The sequence below is a fragment of the Sediminitomix flava genome (genome assembly GCF_003149185.1).
Taxonomy (GTDB): domain Bacteria; phylum Bacteroidota; class Bacteroidia; order Cytophagales; family Flammeovirgaceae; genus Sediminitomix; species Sediminitomix flava.
Genome location: NZ_QGDO01000002.1, coordinates 261,672 through 282,100 on the forward strand (window position 1 = coordinate 261,672; position 20,429 = coordinate 282,100).

The following is a 20,429-nucleotide window of genomic DNA, read 5'->3' on the forward strand; positions in this document are numbered from 1 at the left end:
TTCTTAAACGTAATTTTTTAGTTGACACTCCCATATTGTTATAACATTCCATCCCATTTCTTCTAATTTCAGTCGGTGAAGAATATCATTCGCTCGATTACGAGTGATTTTCCATGTCCAAAAGTCGGTATTGCTTTTGGGGAACCGGAAATGCTCACAGTTTTTATGGCCATGCCAAAAGCAGCCATGCACAAAAATGACAGTCTTGTATTTCGAAAGGACAATATCGGGTGCCCCAGGTAGCTTTCCATTCTTGTAACTCCCATGCAGACGGAACCGAAAGCCATGTTTATGCAGATAGCTTCTTAGCAGTCGTTCGGGTTTGGTGTTTTTACTCCGAATATTAGCCATCATGCGGCTTCTGGTTTCTCTATCTACAATATCACCCATGATAGACCATCTTAAACTATTTCCCCCAAGCATCCATCATTTCAGCATTGACTTCCTCTTGGTTAACTCCTACATAACGCATCATTGTCTTAATGTCCGTATGTCCTGTAATTTTCATGATGATATCAGGTCTCATTCCCTTATTCAACGAATGGGTGATAAAAACTCTTCGTGCTGTATGTGTAACGAGAAGCTCCCATTTCTTCTTTTTGAACGTTGTTTTATTTTTCCCCGCATACCTTACCCTTTCAACTTCATCATCCAATCCGACCAATTGTCCTAATTCCTTCAATCCTCTATTCATTAAAACATCAGACATTGTTGGGAAGTTACCATCATACTTTTCAATGATTGGTCTTGAATGATCTGTAATTGGAATTGTAATCTGTGCTTTTTTCCCTTTGTTTGGAAAAACTTTCAATGTGTTTCCAACTATATTTTCAGAAGTCAACTTTGAATAATTACCAAACCTCAAGCCTGTAAAACAGCCTAACACAAACAAATCTCGGACTATTTCAAGTTTAGGCTTATTTGTTAAATCTATTGCTACAATGTGATTGAGTTCTTTTTCCGATAATACGAAAGGAGTTGCAGGTGCTTTGGGTCTAACGAACTTCTGAAAATCTAGATTTGAATTCAGGCCTTTATCTGACATATCATTGAGAAAGACTTTCAGGTTCTTGATCATATCTCCAACGGTATTATCACTCAGCTCCTTTTGATCATAAAGAAAATTGATAAAGGAGTTATAGAAGGAGTTGTTGATTACATCAAAACTAAGTTGTGTGGAATGAAACTCTTGGAAGTCTTTCAAATGGTTCTGAAGAGTTATATACTTCTGGATTGTACCATGAGCTTTCTGTGGACGGTTTTCTTCAACAAAGCTATCAAAGTAGTCCATAAAAGTTTTTTGTTCTATTTCCCCCTTTCCGACCTTGCTATTATGTGCTTTCTTCACCTGCTCTGTTGTTGGAACTACACCTTGAAACTTCAACTCTAAAGCAATTTCATCAATATCTGCTTTCAATTGATTTAGAACACTATTCCTTGTACTGAAGCCTTTCATACTTCGTTTTATCTTCTGTCCCGTCTCATCCCAGTCCTTGGGTTTAACGTATATTCCTGTTGAGAATAAGCAATGTTTATGATCATGATAATAGCCTACAAGAATAGCGGTTTCTCCTTTAGCATTTACCCTTTTTTTTCGGATTAATAACTTGGTTGTCATAACAACTTTAAAGTTTAACATCTAAATTAACTAGAAACAGGTCGATCTATAGGTCGATCTAAATTATGTAAAACTTTGTAATAAATTGTAAAACAAAATAGTGAAAACCTTATTCTAAGGCAAATAAAATACATTTATGTAAAATAGTGTAAACTAGTTGTAGTTCAGGTGGGACCACGGAATAGCCTTGTATGTGGCTTAGAAGCACTTTAGAGAAATCTAGAGTGCTTTTTTTATTGTAGCATTTTTTATACTTCGGTATATACTAATTGATATACACCCAAAATAGATTTGTAGTAACTACACCACCATTACTAACGACTCATAGAATGTCAGTTTATAACTTCTTGAAGTTAATTTTACAATTCCAATAATTAAGAATGTAAGTATATATTGAAATCTCAGATTTTAATATCAATATTTATAGCTCATTACTAAATTTCGAAAAGACGATACGTTTTTAGTAGATATTAAAAAACAATGATTGGTGATTTTTTGGCCTTATTTTTTATAACATTTATTAGACTTCCAATGGTGAATAATTTTACACCAACAGCATCTCTGAAAATTGACGTTAAAAATGGAATACAGATAAGGACTATTACTTTGAAATACTAAAAAAATAAGTACTTAAAATATAAGCTCATATCAACTAAACGCCATGCATTGGCCAGCACAGCCAATGCTCGTAGTTTAACTATGACTTTAGCAAAATTTAAACTTAAACCTATGAAAAACTTAATTCAAAAAGCAATTTATCAAGTTATACTATTTACGATTGTTTTTAATGGTTATGGACAATCTATTAAGTCTTTGAAAAAGGAATTTAATTTAAAGGCTCAAACCATAGAAAAATTAGAAGGCACTGATTACTCATGGGTAACAACAAAAGACTATAAAAAACACCTTTATTCTAATTCTGAAAACAAAATATATTCCAAAGGACTCGATGATGAAAGTACTATTATTCTTGATGAAAAAAACAATTGGATAGTACTATATAGTAAATGTTGTTACGATACTGCTCCGACTACCAGATGGACAAGTACACAGATAGCAAAAAGTAAGTATGATTCCATTAGTTATGTCGGATGGCAAAAAGTTATAGGCTACAATTCTAAGGGGCTAAGTATTTTTTCAGTAGAAAACCCAAATAACAGTGAAATAATACCTAATGCAGTTGAAGTATTACACTCAAAAAAAGATAACGAGCCTTGGCAGTCAATGAGTAGTATTCAAAGTTTTGACTTTGGAAAATTCATCGTAAAATGTATCGATAAGAGTAATAAAACCTATTACACCATCATAGATATTGAGGATTACAACAAACAAAATAAAAAGTTAAGCGAAGGTGAAACCTGGAGTGGAGGAAATACAAAATATTCGAGTCCAAACTTTGATAAAATCTTAGCTTTTTCAAATGGTGATTATATAGCTGGTATACTAAATGACAAAAAAGTTATTTATGATACTCAAAATTCTAAAGTTGTTGACGAAGGTTATACAGCTACTTATGTTTCAGATTGTGATTTTATATTAGTCATTAAAGATAACTCAATAGGATTCTCTACAAATGATGGCTGGAAAACTGAAAACATTCACCCCATAAAAGCGGTAGAACTTGGACACTGTGAGTCTGATAAAACAATTCTTATAGCTAAAAATGGTTCAAAATATTCTTTAGATTTTTGGGAAGGAACCCTCACCGAGCTTTAAAACTTTGCTATGACTGAATAACAAATAACGTGTTCAATACTTTACGAAAGTTTACTGTTTTCTACTATCCGACTTGTCACACATCAAACATGAAAAAAATAATTCTATTTACAATATGTGTAATCTTAAAAATCAATGTCATTGCTCAACAGTTAGAAACGGTTGAAAATAATACGCATAACTCTAGTGATATTAATTTTTTTATTGCGTATGACTTTGGAGAAGCAGCTTTCAATAGGTTTCAGTCATTATCTGGTGAAATTGGAGTAAGCCTTCCCAATAAACATTTGATTCGTTTAGTACATATGAATGTAAACTTAACTGAAGAACACCTAAAATCTGACTTTGTAACAACTGTAGAAGGTGAAAATGTAGAAGGTAAAATGTTGGGTCTGGAGGCATTTTACAGTTTCCCTCTTATCAAATGGCAAGAAGACAATCAAGTCATTTACCTCTCTCCTTCATTGGGGGCTTATAAAAATAAATATTGGCATACTGAGTTAGATGAAAACTTAGAACAGTCTTCATTTACTACTGGCGTTGAATTGAGTTACAGAGAAACAAATCCTTTTAAAACTAAAAGTGCCTTAAAAGGCTTGTATTATACCGTTTCTATTCCTTTACGTGTCCATTTCAATCCACATGAGAAAACCCAACTAGGTAATACTACAATTTCTAAAAACACTTTTGATAATAACATTTGGTTTTTTATGGGTTATCAATTTTGATTCTCGAAGTTTAAAAGACTATATAGAATAAAGGGCATATTCCACTTGTAGGTTGCAGTGCAACTGAACTGTGAAATATGCCCAAGTTGTTTAAGAACAATAAAACATTGATTTAGTCCTTAATCGCTCTAGAACTCTCTAACACCTCTTGAAGCATTTCATTAAAATTCACCATTTTTGATCAGAATACAGCTATGATGGAAAAAGGATCGAAACACATAAAGATTGACAACAAACCTATTATCTTTATAATTACTTACATAGTACATATACTAAACTATGTGACAATATGAGAGCATTTATATTTTTGGCAGTCATTTAATTTGAAGTGGAAATAGTTTCTAAACACAATATTTTGTTTGAGTAATAACAGCTAATGTTATAAATCTTAGAGCTTGATCAGAAACGATCAAACAATCAATCACTACTCATACAATTCAACGTTACTAACAATAAAAAAAGAACATCAAACTCATGAACTTTGATAACCAAGTCATTTTTTTCTTTAGTGCATTAGGAGCTTTTAACGGCTTTTTGCTTTCCTTCTATTTTGCAATAGCTGCTAAGAAGAGAAAGTTCTCAAATTACTTTTTGGCTTTACTGATTTTGACGTTGAGTGTTCGAATTATCAAATCTGTTTTCTTCTATTTTAATCCACAACTCACAACTATTTTCATTCAAATTGGGCTTTCAGCCTGTGCGCTAATTGGGCCTTTTTTATTTCTGTATCTCAAACAATATACAACGAAAGAAAAACTCAACTGGGCTGTTCATACTCTACCTTATTTGACAGGGATCACTATTTTGGGAGCTGTTTATTCCTATATGGGGCATCGTGGCGGATGGAGTCTATGGATTGTTAGGAGTATTTACATTCAATGGTTCATTTACATTTTACTCTCTTTTCGATTTATCAAACCAAGCCTTAAAAAGCTATTAAATCGAGAAAATTTAAAAAATAAGGATGCTTGGGTATTAAGCCTTTTTTTCGGGGTTACATTTGTTTGGTTGGTATATAATATCGGGGTATATACATCATATTATATCGGTGCTATATCATTTTCCTTTGTCTTGTATATCATTGTTTTGCTTTTCGTCTTTAGGAATAACAAGCAGAGTACATTTTTCGAAGAAAAAGAAAAATATAGCAACAAGAGAATTGAAAATGAGGTCTCAAAAATGTTAGAAACGGGTTTAACAAATTTCATAGAAAATGAAATGTTCCTTGCCCCTGACATGACGCTTGAGAAAATGGCGAATCAGTTGAACGTTTCAAAACACACCTTGTCTCAATTTCTAAATGAGAACATGGACAAATCCTTTTCCAATTATGTAAATGAACTTCGGGTCGAGAAAGCCAAAGAGCGTTTACTAACTATTAATAATTATACAATTGAAGGGATCGCCTATGAATGTGGCTTTAATTCTAAATCTACTTTTTACACCGCTTTCAAAAAGGTTGTTGGCCTAACTCCTGCTCAATTTCGTAAAGAAAATTCACACTAATTTCTCCAGTATTATAATTTCGAACTTCTTTAAGACTTAAAAAAACGCCTATTTTTTTCGGTTTCGATATGTTTGCTGAGAAATCAAACTTTAAAAAAATGAATAAATTTCTCATCATCATTTTCGTATTTATTTCTCAAAATTTACTGGCACAAACCAACACAGAGTTGGTCGCCAAAACCATTCAAGACTACATCAAAGGTAGTTCTTATAATAATGCCGACCTCATAGTAAGTGCTTTCACTAAAGATGCCACACTTTTTTTATCAGCAGCAGATGGTTTTAAAAAATACAGTCCTCAAGAGTATGCTAGTTGGTTTGAAAACAAAAAAGAAGGTGAATTTAATGGTCGAATTGGCGAAATTCTTTCGATAGAAATAGAACACGATATTGCTACGGCAAAAGCTGAAATCTTGATTCCTGCAAGAAATTGGCGTTTTGTAGATTTATTTCTATTAAAAAAGGTAGATGACCAATGGAAGATAATCAGTAAAACAGCTACTAAAACTGACATTGCAGAAAATGGTAAAAAAGTCCTATTTATCGTTTCCAATGCAAGCTTTTATGGCAATACGGACTTATCAACAGGAAATAGTTTTTCAGAAATTGTAAATGCCTACGATACATTTACCAAAGCAGGATTTAATGTAGACTTTGTGAGCCCAAAAGGAGGCGCGGTACCTTTAGCCTATATCAATACTTCAGCCGAATTGATTAAAAATTATGTGTACAACAGCGATTTTATGTATGCCCTGAAACAGACAAAAGCACCAGAAGAGATCAATACACAAGATTACTTGGCGGTACAATATATTGGTGGTGGAGCCGCCATGTTCCAAGTACCCGATAACACTGCAATCCAAGAAATAGTCATGACCATTTATGAAAAACAAAATGGTATAATTTCCTCTGTTTGTCACGGAACTGCAGGGATAGCGCATCTAAAAACAAGTGATGGGAAATATTTAGTAGATGGTAAACGCGTATGTGGATACCCTGATGAATATGAAAACCCCACAAAATCTTATTTCAAAACCTTCCCATTTTTAATTACGAAAACCATTGAAGAAAGAGGTGGCGATTTTAAGTACTCAGCCCGTGGGAAAGCTCATGTTGAAGTAGACGGAAGATTGGTTACAGGTCAAAACTATCAAAGCTCTAAAGGCGTTTCTGAAAAAGTGATTGAATTGATTAATCAAAACTCCATATAGATAACTAAAACAAGGAGTAACAACAGGTTATAAATGCAAGGCGATTTAGGTTTACATCTAAATCGCTTTGTATTTTTTTAAGTGTATTGTTAAATTAAAAACTATATTATTTCACTTCCCTTATACAAGACCATCATAGCCAAATTAAAACACACATAAAATGTCAATTACAAAAGAATATGAATTAGTAGGAATGAAAAGAGTTAGTGAAGTTGTTGGTACTACACTAAAATTGATGAGAGAGTATGCGAAAGTCGGAATGTCTACCAAAGAATTGGACGAATATGGTGGTGCAATTCTAAAAAGCTATGGAGCAAAATCAGCACCGTATGAAACTTATAATTTCCCAGGATTCACATGTATTAGCGTAAATGAAGAAGCCGCTCACGGCATACCATCTGAGAAAAGAATATTAAAAGAGGGTGATTTGATGAATATTGATGTATCGGCTGAATTAAATGGTTTCTGGTCTGACAATGGTGGTTCTTTTGTTCTTGGAAAAGATATTCATAACCACCAACCTCTTGTAGATGCTTCTAAAAATATATTACATAAAGCCATAAAGCATATTAAAGGGGGCGTAAGGATTTCTGAAATTGGATATTTAATAGAGAATGAAGCTAAAAAATCAGGCTTCAAAGTGATTAAAAACTTATCCGGTCATGGTGTCGGTAGAAGCCTACACGAGAAACCCGAAAACATTTTAAATTATAGGGTTAAAACAAATCGAGAAAGGTTTAAAAAGAATACGACAGTTGCTATAGAGACTTTCATATCTACAAAATCTACTATCGCAGTTCAATTAAATGATGGATGGACTTTAGTAGGAAACAATGGAGGATTTGTAACTCAGCACGAACAAACAATATTGATAACGGACCACAATCCTATGATTTTGACAGCTTCAAATGGTATTTGGGATTAAGAACAGTCTTAAATTAAAAATAAGTTTCACCGTAATTCCATACCTACAACATAAACTAAATTCATAAACATCCCTGAGTCCTTAGCATACATATATAGAATGATACTACATGATTAAAACTTCAGGATTTAAATTAAACATATCATAGATTATGAATTCAAATACTTTAGAGTTTGGAACACTTGTTGGAATTTTATTCTTTACAATAAATCTTATTTTTCAATATCATTTGGTGAATTTAGCATATAGGAAGAAGCGAAGTGTATTGATATGGTTCATGATTGGACTAATTTCACCAATTATTGTATACTATATAATTAAGCAGTTAAAGACAATTACTAAAGATCCAACTTATGGACAAAATATTATTGCACCAAACGATATTGAGAATGTTTACAATACTTCATCGGGTGTCTATGTATTAGGAGGTGGTAAAGTTATACTGAATAATGAAATAGCCGGAGATGGAAAACATAAACTTGGCTTTTTATTGAATATTCATGTTGAAAATGGTTTAATACAAAAAGTTAGTCCATTCTAATTTAATACCGCTCTAAAAGCACTCTATTATTACGTCTCCTCTGCATAAAAAAAACACCCAATTGCACTGCACTGCTGAGTAAATAAAAAGTCTTCTCTATCATAATGACTTCTTTTTAAAGGAGCCTTACGGTCTTTTTCTGAGGAAAATCAATTCATTGGTTATAATGATATAAATTAAGAACGCCATCATAAGCTATAGTTTATGATGGCTCCTATTTTTTTGGGATGATGATATTTTTTTCGTTAAGAAATGAAATCTTAATACTTAAAACCAACCATAAGAATATCGTCTGTTTGCTTATTGCTACCTTTCCACTTATCAAACTCTTCTTCAAACAATTTACATTGCTCAGACATAGATAAATCCTTACTATTGAACAGTAAGTTTTTTAGATTTTTTCGTAAGTACTTACGATCATTTTCTCCTCCAAATTGATCTTGAAAACCATCAGTTGTTATATACACTTGATCACCTTTTTGAAGCTTAATATTTGTAGTTTCAAATACCTTTTTGTTCTGTCGTGTATCACCAATTGGGTTTCGACTTCCTTTTATTTCTTCCAATTCATCAGCTCTTACAATATATAAAGGTGTATTAGCACCACTATACACCCCTACATTATGTTTCTTATCCAAGATCAATAAGCCAATGTCCATTCCTTCATTTCGACCTTGATTCAAATCTTTTAATATCAACTGATCCAGCTTTTCTAATACTTTAGAAGGATCATTTTCTTTTTGAATGAGTGTTGCTTGATGAAGATTCGCAGCCCCAACCAAAGTTAAAAATGCAGATGGGATACCATGCCCAGTACAATCAGCGACAGCCAAATATAAATGTGTAGGAGTCTCTTTACACCAATAAAAATCACCACTTACAATATCTCTAGGTCTTTCAATAATAAAAGCATCGTCAAAACTTGATTTAACAAGCTTACTATAATCTAATAATGTAGACTGAATTTTACGACCATACTTTAAACTCGAATACAATATCGACTGTGTCTTTTCTAAGCTTTCATTTTGTGTTTGAATCTCTTCTTGATACTGTTTTAATTCTTCATTTTGAGCTACTATTTCATCGGTCAAATTTTTTGATTCCCCTAAACTTTGTATGTGCCATTTTTCATACATATAGAAATTTCGACCTATATAAAGGATAAATAAGAACGATGAATAATAAGATGTAAGCTCTTTGTATTGATCATTTCCAAGGTCGGGAATCGAAACAATATGATAATATTCTAATAATCCGACCAAGGCCACATTTATAGCGCCTAAAATTAACCACAGTTTCCCTCTCTTTAGGCTCCCATAGAAGAATGCAACACATAAAACGGCTCCATACCAAATAATAAATGCTGAATCGGTTCCCCCTGTGACTAATATTAAACCAATAATTAAGAAATGAACACTTGCCGGATAAAGCTTTTTAACCAAGTGAAAAGGAATAACCTTATTCGTGGATAAAGAAAGTATTGCAAAACAAATAATAGCAAAGGAGCAACAAATAAGGGCCGCTATATTATTTTCTGTCAGAAGAAAGAAGACAACATATAAGGCACTAAGCCCTATCACCATCTTTAAAGACTCACTCAGTAAGCCATCTTTCTTTACACTTTGCTCCGTTTCTAATGTATCTAGGGTTAAAATTAATTGTTCGTGATTCATTGTATAATTCAAGTGATGTAACCTAATGCGTCAAATATATCACACAATATCTTTGAATGATTATACATTAACACTCATTAAACACAAACAATTAACCCACTGAAAAACAATAAGTTAAAACAATAAAACATTAACAATGTATACGCAAGAATAAAATTTCAACTTAGATTAGTTTAAAAGTTTAATCAAGTTAGATGATTAAGAAAAATAGAATAAAAATTGGTTAGAACTAAATCCTAATAAATCCACTATTACAACTTCATTCCTTTGAGTAACCTGAATGAAGAATAAGTAAAGCTAACACTGAAAACACATACTCAAATAAATTAAGTACTAGGACAAATGATTTTAGGTATTCTATCCTTAGAGTAAACGAAGTGAGCGAGTGCAACATCTAAGGATTTCTCGATGAAAGAAAGAGGCGGACGCAGTTCTTTAGACTCCAAAATCTGCTAAAATGTCGAGTCTGAAGAACTGCGTCCGCCTCTCTCCTTCATTTATGAGTTCTTAGAGCAACTCTAATAACAGTATAGTTTTATCCCGTAATTATTTGTCCTAGTGTTCATTACTTATACACACAAAAATACTAAAACTCTGAGAGAATTTCTCTTTTCTTCGTGAGCAAATGCAAATCAAACTCAGACATAACGCTCCTTCTTGAATTTAGGCATAAAAAAATCCGCCTTAAAAAGACAGATTACAGAAATAGTTGAAAAGGAGTAAGTATTTATCAAGTATCAAGAGCTATTTAGTTTGTATTGGACATAACTAGGCGGCTCTTCTCTTTGCTGTTCGAGAAAAGAAGCTAATGAATTTGGCTGACAAAATGTGAATTGGGTGTTTCTTGAAATAGTATTTGAAACCAATATCTACTTTTAAAGGAGGTAAAGGAGTTCCGTTATGTAGTTCTAGAAATTGATAAAGGGCATAATCACCCATATAACAGTATCTTTTATAATTGATCCTTGCTCTATACTTACGAAATACTCCCTTCAAACGAGCTTTAGGTCTAGTCTTTTTTCTTCCCAGTTTGGTATCCGAAAACCAAAGAATTTCTCTACGATCACGAATAAGAAGGTAAGGGTATCTCCTTTTGGTTTGTGTACTTTTGTACTTGCTCATACTCCCTACTCGCTTTTTACGAGCCATGTAAAGTTTATGTGCTCTTTTGGCTTTATAGCTAGCCTTCCCAAAGGTATTCCTTTTGATTTCTCGATATACAGATGAAGGATTAAAACGAATGATCTTCGCAATCCTTTGTACGGAAAGCCCTAGGTTGAGGCATTTCTCAATTCTTACTCTATCTGAATATTCGAGATTTCGCATTTTAAGAGGTTTTGAAAAAATTAGGCTACCTCATAAAGAGATAGCCTTTTGTATAAATTTAGTTACTTCTCAAGCCATAATCATTGATCGTCCAAGATTGGGTATCACAATAGCTAAAGAAATTGTTGAGCAATTCGAGGTACTCTGCCGATAATGCATTGTTCAATTCGATTTCCATTGCTCTTTTGACAAACAGAAATTTATAGCGACGTTCATAGCTATTTTGAGTCGTTCTGAGCTGTACACTTTTACGGTCACGATCAAGGATATGGTCATCTTTGATTTTACCATCTGGCAAAGTGGGAATTTTTCCATCGAGATAGGTAATGTCTTCCTCCAAGCTTTGAATGTTTGCCTCAACATCTGGTCTAGATTGCACATCATTCCGTTGGTCAATCTCATCTTTCTGGCTTTCTGATTCTACAGCTTGCTGTAGGTCAAATATTTCATCAATAAATACTTGAGCCTCTGTTTCATTGGTTGCATAATCTGAGTAATTGCTAGCCCCAAATACAGGACTAAAATCAAAAGTGTTCATAAGATTAAAATAGTTGGTTTAAGATTAATTTGACAGCTGTCTTTCGATGCATCTTTCTGACTAGCTTTATCACAAGTTTAGCTGAGCATAATCCATAAACCAAAAAACAAGCTAATAAAATTAGAATATTATCTATTAAATTGAATTTATTCTTAGGAAGGTTCAATACTCACTCATTTTTATACTGTTTTGTTGGGAAAGACAAACATCAAAGTACCTAGCTACACCAACTTATTTGTTACCATATTTATTAGTCACTCAGCATTATATTTTTTTCCTTAAACTTAGGAATGATTACCCCATTGTCCTTCTGATAGCGTTCCCATCCTTTTATAAGTTCTTCCAATTTCTCAGGATACACTTTTGACAAATCATTTGACTCTGATGGATCATTTTTTAGGTTATACAACTCCCATTTGGACACGGAATTTGCACTTTCTACCCAAAGTATTTTCCAATCTCCTTTACGAATTGCCTTATGCCCGAATAGTTCCCAACCCAAAATATCATCCGTTGTTCTAATCTTTTCACTTTTCCCCTCAAATAAAGGAAGCATCGATTTTCCTTGCATTGGTTTTACCATTTGACCTTTATACAATTTCGGGTATTCGACTCCTGCAAGTTTCAGTATCGTTGGCGCAATATCCATTGCTGAAGTAAGTGCTTGTGTATTGATTTCCCCCTTCATACCTACCCCATATCCTGAAACAATAAAAGGTGCTTTAATCCCACCTTCGGCAGTATAAGTTTTGAAGAATTTAAACGGTGACATACTTGCTTGTGCCCATCCTGGTCCTGTCGCTACACCAGAACCTTTTCTACCTATATTTTCATAGCTATTATCAAAATGTTTGTCTACCCACTCTTGAGAACTCCCTGGATATTCTCTTAAATATTTAGGATTAGCTCCATTATCGGAAATAAACATGATCAGTGTATTTTCATATAAGTCATTTTCTTTGAGGAAATGAATAAGCCGACCAATCTGCATATCAAAATACTCAATCATTGCAGCATAAATCTCCATTTTCTTAGCTTCTAAAATTTGCTCCTCTACCGATAAATCACTCCACTTAGCTATACTATTCAGCCCATCTACAAGTTGTATATCTTGTGCTATTATTCCTTTTTCTTGTAGTTTTTTAAATCTGTTTTCTCTCAATTCGTCATAACCCATATCATAATAACCTTTGTATCGGTCTACCCAATCATCGGGAACATGCAAAGGGTCATGCGGAGCTGTAAATGCCAAATAGCCAAAAAATGGCTTCCCATCCTCTTTATTTTTGTTGATATACTTCATCATCTGATCTGTATAGCCTAGAGTGGAATAAAAGTCTTTAGGAGGCTTTACGCTCTTTCCATTACTAGAATACTGAATATTTGCTCTTTCATAATGCTTTTTTAGATCATCCCAATGACTTCCACCACCACTCAATAAAACAAATGTTTCTTCAAAACCTTTATAGTAAGGTGTTTGTCCTTCTTTAGACCCCAAATGCCATTTACCACAAGCATAAGTATGATAGCCATTATTTTGTAATAAAATAGGAAATGGAACAACTTGATCATTTAAGTAACCTTCATAACCTGGTTTCCCTTCTAAATTGCTAGTAAAGGGAATAACCTCGGCCATATTCCCCACCCCAGCTACATGATTATCATTTCCCGATAAAATCATGGCTCTTGCAGGAGAGCAGGTGGGAGCAGTATAAAAGTCAGCTAAAATTAATCCTGAATCTGCTAAAGCTTGAAGACTGGGAGTTTTAATTTCACCTCCAAAAGGTTGAAAATCTGAATATCCCATATCATCAGCTACAATAAGTATAATATTGGGTTTGGTAATACTTTTCTTGTCAACTTCATTAGTAGTTGATGATTTTGTATCACAACTTCCAAGCAAGAACAATGTTAAAATAAAATACACTATATGGATAAATGACATATTAAAAGCATTTTAAATGACTATTTGAACCTAAACCTAACCCACAAAATCCATAACGATAAATATCTCTTATTCAACTACAATCAAAATCAACAAACGCATAAAATAATTCAGCAAGTAGCTAGATAAGTCTAAAACATAATCATGTGTATTTATATCATAATACAAGTCTATCTTCACCAAATTTAATTCAGCTCTTTTAAGTTTTATATCTTCTTTTACATCATAAAAGTGTAAACACAAACATGATTAATTATATTGTCTGCATTGTAACTACTAAGTTGAAAAGTGGTGTATCCCTTTTTTTTTGGAAAAATTAAAGCTACATCGGCAATAGTATTGATTCGGATTCGTAGTAAATTAATATTCGACAAATATTTTTCAATATCAACTAACGAATACAGCTTATGAAGATAAAATCCCTTTTCATAATTTCGATATGCATTCTACTATTTGCCTGTGAGGAAAAAAGTAAGCAACAGCCGATTACTGAAGGCACTTACATTGGTACATTTAGTAGAAATGGGACTTATTCAAATGTAAGCTTAACCCTCAGAGGTGGTGAGTTTAGTGGAGAAAGTGATCTACTCAAATTCCCAGCTATCTGCGTAGGAAGATATATCGTAAGGGATAACAGCATCATTGAATTTATAGATGATTGTGTTTGGACGGCTGATTTTGATTGGAGATTAATTTTATATGGTGAATGGAAATATTCCTATGAAAATGATATACTGATTATTGTAAATTCAATAGGTGATAAATACACACTCACTAAGAAATAGAATTTTAAAACAAGATAGCTGATAAACATCTTTCAAGCCAATAGAAGCTACTTTTCATTTAACCTACCTTATTAATTGATCTAGTTGGAAAACATTAAAACTGAGAGACAACTTTTTATGAAGCAAATCAATACCTCAGAGGTTATTTTTAGAGAAGCAATTGTAGAGGATGCTGAAGTATTAGCCAACTACAGAATTGATTTTATGGATGAAGTCCTAGGGCATGAAAATCATCCTGATGTAGCTCAATTAAAAGCCGAGCTAATCAACTACTTTTCAAAATCAATAAAAGAACGCTCAATCTTAACACTACTCGCTGAATATGAGCATAAAATTATTTCTACTGCAGTAATTGTCATCAGTGAAGCACCACCAAGTTATGAGAGTTTACAAAATAAAGGAAGAAGAGGCTATGTATTGAATGTATATACCTGTAAAACGTATAGAGGTCATGGCATTGCGAAAGAATTATTGGCAAAACTAATTCAATTAGCAAAGAAGGAGCAATTGGAATTTTTAAACTTACACGCTACGCAAGACGGTATAAACATCTACAAAGAGCTAGGTTTTAATGCACCAAAGTTCCCAGAATTAAAGTTAACACTCAACTAAATATACTTATCCAATACCAATCACATCTAGTAATATCAGTTATGGAAAAGACAGAGACAAAAAAGAATCCTGCATTTTTAGAATATGTCTATCAATTAAATCAAGGTACAGAACTCACTGAAGCACTCAAATCAAGCCTAAACGATATAGAAAACATTGATATCGACCAACTAAAAAGAATTGGCTTGAAAACTTACGAGAAAGATAAATGGACAATTCATACGATACTTCAACACCTAATTGACTGGGAACGCATTTGGTGCTTCAGAGCCATACTTTTTGCACGCGATGAAGGAAGTACACCAGAAGCACATGATCAAGAAATTATGGGGTCAAATTCAAATGCTGATAAACTCTCCATTGAGCATTTGATAAATGAACTGCGCATTGTGCGACAGTCTACTCTCTTGATGTTTGAATCTTTTAATAAAGATATCCTAGAAAAAAACTGTGAATTCTTCGAGTATGAAATGCCACTTTTCGCTATTGGGCTAACAATTACGGCACACCAAATACATCATTTCAATATCATAAAAGAAAGGTATCTTCCGTTGGATGTGAAATAAAGTCTATCACTCTTTGTTCTTAAAGTTTCTCTAAGAACTCATAAAATGAATGCGAGAGTCTGAAGACTCTAACTTCCTTCTATAAATCCTTAGATCGCTAGCTAAATCTAAGGATAGTTTTACTTCTTTAGTAGAAACTACTTTGAGCATATACGAATGCATGATACATTTCACGATTGTACAATTCAAACAATAGCATATTTGGAACAAAAACACAACTGAATTAGTACTTAAGTACTAGGACATAAGAAACGAGTTTACTTTTCATTCATTGTAATTCTTCCACAGTGGGTATTGTCTTTCTTATTTTGAGTGTAGTGTTCATTTCTTTGCTTGATCAAAGAAACGAAGACTGCATCCGCCCAAAAAATCAAGCCACATAAAAAACGCTTAGCCCACTAGCCTTCGCTTCTCCACTTTTGTGGCAAGCTTCCCGCAAATACGCTTAAGAGGGCTGTTTGTCCCATCGTGCGGAGCTTGGACTGATTTGCGGGGAGGATGATTGAATAGGACTTGACTTTTTTTGCTTCGTTTTTTGTGTCAAGACAAAAAATGAAGACTGCGATCAAATCAATAAAAGATTGTTCTCACTGTGAAAAATCAATTTGAGTGAAAATCGAAATTACCTGAGTTCATATGTCCACCTACTTACCCTAGGTAAAAACTGTGCTATAACACGCTACAGAATTATAAATAGTGAAGAATTTTAGAGGAATCGAACATGAGTGCTAAGATGATAGAAGAGCAATGTAATTTTGAAACAAAGAGACTATCGGTAAAGTCTTGGACTAAGCAAGTAGAAGAACTCGGTGGTATTGATATTTTCGCAGAGAAAGTAATTGAAATTCTCAGTCCAAATGTGACCAAAAATTTACCTGATGGTTGGCAAAACATCACAACTAAAAATGAGGCTCAAGAATGGATTAAAGATAGAAATGCAGAAAGTCATTTTGTTTGCATCCAACTTTTAGATACAAAAGAGCCTGTAGGCTTTATCTTTTTCTATGAATCTGACACCAATGATGTTTACTATAACTTGCGATTTGGATACCTTCTGTCTGAAAAAGTTTGGGGTAAAGGAGTAGGAACAGAATTAATTGACGGCTTAATCAATTGGTGTAAAACAGAAGGAAATATCAGATCAATTTCTGGAGGAGTAGAATGTGATAATATTGGTTCAATCAAAGTACTTGAAAAAAATGGATTTAAAGCCTCAAGCATTGACAGTCCTTCCGCAGATATTTTATTTTATGAATACCAATTTGATGTTGATTAAAAGTAGATGTCTAGGTCAGTCCTTCTTAAGGAATATTGAAGCGGACAAGCCTTCATACCCAAGAGAGTAGAAAAAACACTTATCAGTCGGGGTATTTGTTCCGAATCCTAACGTTATTTGATTTATTAACAATGTATTTATGCGCAATGAAAAATGTGTATTAACTGAATAAGCACTTTTTAATAAACTAAAAAACAGCATTTTACAATCATGCTATTTAGGTGCAATTTGTTTTTTTTCAGTCCAATTTCACTTTTTGTTTTTCAAGCTTCAGAGATCTTTATTTGTAGCATAGCAAAGCGAAAATCCTTTGCAAAAGCTGAATTTTTAATCTCTAAAATATATAAACTATGTTTAGCGCATTTAAACGAAACCTCCCGATCCGAAATTGGCTGACAGCACTTTTTGTATCGTTTTTATTTGGGCAAACAGCATTTGCTCAACAACATTTTGTCGATTCCCTTCTCAATGAGATGACCTTGGAAGAGAAAATAGGTCAGATGAATCAATATACTGGTTTTTGGGATGCAACCGGTCCTGCTCCTACCGATGGTTACGGCAAAAACAAATATGAGCATGTAAAGCAAGGTTTAGTGGGTTCGATGCTAAATGTAGTTGGAGCGGAACGTGTTCGTAAAATGCAAGAACTTGCAGTGAACGAATCAAGGTTAGGTATTCCGATGATCTTTGCCAATGATGTCATTCACGGTCATAAAACCATCACTCCTATTCCATTGGCAGAAACAGCCAGTTGGGATTTGGAAGCAATCAAACAATCGGCTAGAGTAGCTGCGATCGAGGCTTCAGCAATGGGCCTGAACTGGACATTTGCACCAATGGTAGATATTTCTAGAGATGCACGTTGGGGTAGAGTTATGGAAGGTGCTGGTGAAGATACCTATTTGGGTTCTTTGGTCGGAAAAGCAAGAATTGAAGGGTTCCAAGGCGATGACCTTTCAGCAAATAATACGATTGCGGCTTGTGCCAAGCACTTTGCAGGCTATGGCTTTGCCGAATCAGGAAAAGATTATAATACTGTGGACGTAGGAACATCTACACTTTATAATATCATCTTGCCTCCTTTTAAAGCTGCGATTGAGAGTGATGTAAAAACATTCATGAATTCATTCAATACTTTAAATGGTATCCCTGCCACAGGAAATAAATTCTTACAACGTGATATTTTGAAAGGCGAATGGGCTTACGAAGGTTTCGTTGTTTCTGATTGGGGTTCAGCAAGTGAAATGGTGAACCACGGCTATGCAAAAGACTTAAAACATGCTGCTGAATTGGCTGCTGTAGCGGGTTCGGATATGGATATGGAATCTTATGCTTATGTCAACCACTTGAAAGAATTGGTGGAAGAAGGCAAAGTAGATGTAAAGTTAATTGACGAAGCAGCTCGTAGAATTCTACTTGTCAAATATGAATTGGGCTTGTTTGAAGACCCATACAAATATTGTGATATAGAAAGAGAGAAGGAGTTACTTTACCATGCTGATCACAAAGCTGCGGCATTGGATATGGCAAAGAAGTCTATTGTATTGTTGAAAAACGAAAACAATGTTTTGCCATTAGACAAGAAACAGAAAAAGATTGCCGTAATCGGGGCATTAGCTGATGACAAACAAAGTCCGTTAGGTAACTGGATTATGGGTGCAGACCCAAATACAGCGGTATCCGTTTTAGAAGGATTGAAAAACTACTCTAAGCACATCAGTTATGCAAAAGGTGCTGAAGTATTGGCTGATAAAAACATCGGTTTTGCCAATGAATTGGTGATCAACGAAACCGATAAAAGTGGTTTCCAAGAAGCCATTGACTTAGCTAAAGAATCTGAAGTAGTGATTATGGTATTGGGTGAACATGCCAACCATAGTGGTGAAGCTAGAAGCCGTTCGAAATTAGATCTACCAGGAGTTCAGCAAGAACTATTAGAAGAAGTCTATAAAATAAACAAAAACATTGTTTTGGTACTGACAAACGGTAGACCATTGGCTATCACTTGGGCAGATGAGCACATCCCAACAATTGTAGAGGCATGGCAATTAGGCTCACAAGCAGGTAATGCCATTGCAGATGTACTGTTTGGAGGCTATAACCCTAGCGGTAAATTACCTATGACATTCCCAAGAAGTGTTGGACAAGTACCAATTTATTACAACTACTACAACACAGGTAGACCTACAAGTGATGCCATCTTCTGGGGACACTATATGGATGAATCTGTAGCTCCATTGTATCCATTCGGTTATGGCTTGAGTTATACATCTTTTGAATACGCAAACTTGAAAGTTGATGCTTCAGATGCGGCAAAGGTAAAAGTGACTGCAAGCGTGAAAAATACTGGCGAGTATGAAGGGGAAGAAGTTGTTCAACTTTACATCAGAGATAAAGTAGCTAGTGTTGTTCGTCCTGTAAAAGAGTTGAAAGGATTTGAGAAAATCACACTTAAATCAGGAGAAAGTAAAGTTGTTGAATTTGTACTAACGGCAAAAGAACTCGGTTTCTACAACAACCAAGGTGAGTTTGTGGTAGAAGCTGGTGAGTTTGATGTTATGGTAGGTACAAGTTCTGCTGAAGGTCTAAAGACTACTTTTGAATTGTCAGAAGTTACTCAATAAAAAAGTAGACGTATAAAACTAAATCCTAACCCCATCACTGTAGGAAGTGATGGGGTTTTAGCTTTTAAAGCCTTCCTCCATTCTTTGAATATCTAACAGATCAACTATTTTTGTTTGTTTTGTTTGAAAAGCATCATTAAGATAAAGCTTGATTTCATGGCTAAAGTAGTTAAGACAAATGCAATGCGCATTCTAGATCAGTTAAAAGTAACATACCTACATTTTCAGTATGAGGGAAAGGAAGAAAATGTAGACGGGACTTTAGTTTCTAGAAAGAACAACAGAGATCATACACTTGGTCATAAGACGCTAGTAACAAAGAGTACTACAAATGATCTATTTGTATTTGTCATTCCCCTAACAAAGGAATTGGATCTGAAAAAAGCAGCAAAAGCGGTCGGGCAGAAAAAAATAGAAATGCTCCCGCATAAAGATTTACTGAAATACACAGGATACATAAAAGGGGGCTGCTCTCCTATTGGTATGAAAAAGAAATATGAGACAGTAATTGAAATGAGTTCTGAAGATCGAAAAGACATTATTATCAGTGGCGGAAAAAGAGGGCATATCATAGAAATGTCTATTGAGAATCTGCTCTCAGTTATTGATGGCAAATTAGCCGATGTGTGTAAGTAATTACACTATTGAATTTAGCCAATGAGCCAGACCGCGTTCTTAGCTTTTCACTAAGAATACTACACTTCTTGTAGAATTAAATGTCGTTCTTCCGTATATATCTCTATACCTGCTGTATTCGCTTTAATACTATTACACGACTCCTTCCACAGTAGAAAATCATTTCAGTCTACGGTAAGCTTCTCTTATATCTTGGCATCTTT

General features: G+C 34.1%; 18 protein-coding genes. 12 read left to right on the forward strand and 6 right to left on the reverse strand.

Features of this window, described 5'->3' with window-relative positions; translation table 11 throughout:
- Positions 1-3 precede the first annotated feature (3 nt).
- Positions 4-423: a very short patch repair endonuclease gene (locus BC781_RS25855; RefSeq protein ID WP_394342327.1), complete on the reverse strand. Its 420-nt coding sequence runs from the start codon at positions 421-423 to the stop codon at positions 4-6.
- Positions 407-1,618 (reverse strand): site-specific integrase, encoded by a 1,212-nt coding sequence (locus BC781_RS08445; RefSeq protein WP_158281425.1) that lies wholly within the window; start codon positions 1,616-1,618, stop codon positions 407-409. The genes BC781_RS25855 and BC781_RS08445 overlap by 17 nt, the downstream gene beginning before the upstream one ends.
- 699 nt (positions 1,619-2,317) lie before the next feature.
- Between BC781_RS08445 and BC781_RS08450 the strand changes: the two genes are divergently transcribed.
- The 6 genes from BC781_RS08450 to BC781_RS08475 all read left to right on the forward strand — a co-directional run bounded on the left by BC781_RS08450 (position 2,318) and on the right by BC781_RS08475 (position 8,245).
- Positions 2,318-3,334, forward strand: a complete 1,017-nt coding sequence (locus BC781_RS08450; protein ID WP_109616804.1) for a hypothetical protein — start codon at positions 2,318-2,320, stop codon at positions 3,332-3,334.
- Positions 3,335-3,423: 89 nt separating this feature from the next.
- Complete coding sequence (locus BC781_RS08455) at positions 3,424-4,062, forward strand: hypothetical protein (RefSeq protein ID WP_109616805.1); 639 nt, start codon at positions 3,424-3,426, stop codon at positions 4,060-4,062.
- Positions 4,063-4,536: 474 nt separating this feature from the next.
- Positions 4,537-5,568: a helix-turn-helix domain-containing protein gene (locus BC781_RS08460; RefSeq protein WP_109616806.1), complete on the forward strand. Its 1,032-nt coding sequence runs from the start codon at positions 4,537-4,539 to the stop codon at positions 5,566-5,568.
- Positions 5,569-5,666: 98 nt separating this feature from the next.
- The gene (locus tag BC781_RS08465; protein ID WP_109617969.1) at positions 5,667-6,779 is read left to right on the forward strand and encodes a nuclear transport factor 2 family protein; all 1,113 of its coding nucleotides are present in this window, start codon (positions 5,667-5,669) and stop codon (positions 6,777-6,779) included.
- 160 nt (positions 6,780-6,939) lie between these two features.
- A complete protein-coding gene (gene map, locus BC781_RS08470; protein WP_109616807.1) occupies positions 6,940-7,704 on the forward strand; it encodes a type I methionyl aminopeptidase in 765 nt (254 codons plus the stop codon).
- A 277-nt stretch (positions 7,705-7,981) separates the two neighbouring features.
- Positions 7,982-8,245: a hypothetical protein gene (locus BC781_RS08475; RefSeq protein WP_146201651.1), complete on the forward strand. Its 264-nt coding sequence runs from the start codon at positions 7,982-7,984 to the stop codon at positions 8,243-8,245.
- 260 nt (positions 8,246-8,505) lie between these two features.
- Here BC781_RS08475 and BC781_RS08480 read toward each other — a convergent pair whose 3' ends face one another.
- The 4 genes from BC781_RS08480 to BC781_RS08495 form a co-directional block, all read right to left on the reverse strand.
- A complete protein-coding gene (locus tag BC781_RS08480) occupies positions 8,506-9,918 on the reverse strand; it encodes a PP2C family protein-serine/threonine phosphatase (RefSeq protein ID WP_109616809.1) in 1,413 nt (470 codons plus the stop codon).
- Between the two features lie 768 nt (positions 9,919-10,686).
- Entirely contained in the window at positions 10,687-11,244 is a 558-nt protein-coding gene (locus tag BC781_RS08485) for a helix-turn-helix domain-containing protein (RefSeq protein ID WP_109616810.1), read from the reverse strand.
- 58 nt (positions 11,245-11,302) lie between these two features.
- Positions 11,303-11,782 (reverse strand): hypothetical protein, encoded by a 480-nt coding sequence (locus BC781_RS08490; protein WP_109616811.1) that lies wholly within the window; start codon positions 11,780-11,782, stop codon positions 11,303-11,305.
- A gap of 250 nt (positions 11,783-12,032) precedes the next feature.
- Positions 12,033-13,727 (reverse strand): arylsulfatase, encoded by a 1,695-nt coding sequence (locus tag BC781_RS08495; RefSeq protein WP_109616812.1) that lies wholly within the window; start codon positions 13,725-13,727, stop codon positions 12,033-12,035.
- Between the two features lie 407 nt (positions 13,728-14,134).
- Between BC781_RS08495 and BC781_RS08500 the strand changes: the two genes are divergently transcribed.
- The 6 genes from BC781_RS08500 to ybaK all read left to right on the forward strand — a co-directional run bounded on the left by BC781_RS08500 (position 14,135) and on the right by ybaK (position 20,226).
- Positions 14,135-14,512, forward strand: a complete 378-nt coding sequence (locus tag BC781_RS08500) for a hypothetical protein (protein ID WP_109616813.1) — start codon at positions 14,135-14,137, stop codon at positions 14,510-14,512.
- A 117-nt stretch (positions 14,513-14,629) separates the two neighbouring features.
- Positions 14,630-15,124, forward strand: a complete 495-nt coding sequence (locus BC781_RS08505) for a GNAT family N-acetyltransferase (RefSeq protein ID WP_109616814.1) — start codon at positions 14,630-14,632, stop codon at positions 15,122-15,124.
- Positions 15,125-15,165: 41 nt separating this feature from the next.
- A complete protein-coding gene (locus BC781_RS08510) occupies positions 15,166-15,690 on the forward strand; it encodes a DinB family protein (RefSeq protein ID WP_109616815.1) in 525 nt (174 codons plus the stop codon).
- Positions 15,691-16,411: 721 nt separating this feature from the next.
- A complete protein-coding gene (locus BC781_RS08515; RefSeq protein WP_109616816.1) occupies positions 16,412-16,966 on the forward strand; it encodes a GNAT family N-acetyltransferase in 555 nt (184 codons plus the stop codon).
- A gap of 350 nt (positions 16,967-17,316) precedes the next feature.
- Positions 17,317-19,590 (forward strand): beta-glucosidase BglX, encoded by a 2,274-nt coding sequence (gene bglX, locus BC781_RS08520; protein ID WP_109616817.1) that lies wholly within the window; start codon positions 17,317-17,319, stop codon positions 19,588-19,590.
- 156 nt (positions 19,591-19,746) lie between these two features.
- Positions 19,747-20,226 carry a Cys-tRNA(Pro) deacylase gene (gene ybaK, locus BC781_RS08525; RefSeq protein ID WP_109616818.1) on the forward strand — a complete coding sequence of 160 codons (480 nt, stop codon included), beginning with the start codon at positions 19,747-19,749 and terminating at the stop codon, positions 20,224-20,226.
- Positions 20,227-20,429: the final 203 nt, after the last annotated feature.